Source organism: Clostridium bornimense (assembly GCF_018917145.1).
Classification (GTDB): domain Bacteria; phylum Bacillota; class Clostridia; order Clostridiales; family Clostridiaceae; genus Clostridium_AN; species Clostridium_AN bornimense_A.
Genome location: NZ_JAHLOD010000146.1, coordinates 1 through 510, shown reverse-complemented (window position 1 = coordinate 510; position 510 = coordinate 1). Strand labels below are relative to the sequence as shown.

The following is a 510-nucleotide window of genomic DNA, read 5'->3' as shown; positions in this document are numbered from 1 at the left end:
ATTAAATTTAAGTGTTTTAAATATGTGTTTCACTAGATAAGAAACGGATTTACGGGGTGAATAAAATATGGCGATATTTAATAAAAAAAATAATATTAGTTGGGAAGAAAAGTATCATAAGGTGAACTAATCACTAATTAATCATTATCATATGCTCCATTTAAAACTCTACATACAGTTGATTTGCTCCAACCAGATTCTTTAGATATTTCGCTATAACTAAGCTTCTCCTTGCTCCTTAATGTTTTTATGTATAATATATCCTCTGATGATATCTGCCTTGTCTTAGGCTCTAAATAGCCTGTAGCCTTAATTCTATTTTCTAATAACTTAACCTTTTTTATTAATTCCCTATTTTCATCACAAATCTTATAATACCTTTCTGATAACATATGATACTTTTCTTCCCAACTAATATTATTTTTTTTATTAAATATCGCCATATTTTATTCACCCCGTAAATCCGTTTCTTATCTAGTGAAACACATATTTAAAACACTTAAATTTAAT

The 510-nt window shown here is 26.9% G+C and carries 1 protein-coding gene; it reads right to left on the bottom strand.

Annotation, left to right across the window (positions count from 1 at the left end):
* Nucleotides 1-137: 137 nt before the first annotated feature.
* Complete coding sequence (locus tag KQI30_RS16930; RefSeq protein ID WP_216464519.1) at nucleotides 138-443, bottom strand: helix-turn-helix domain-containing protein; 306 nt, start codon at nucleotides 441-443, stop codon at nucleotides 138-140.
* Nucleotides 444-510 lie beyond the last annotated feature (67 nt).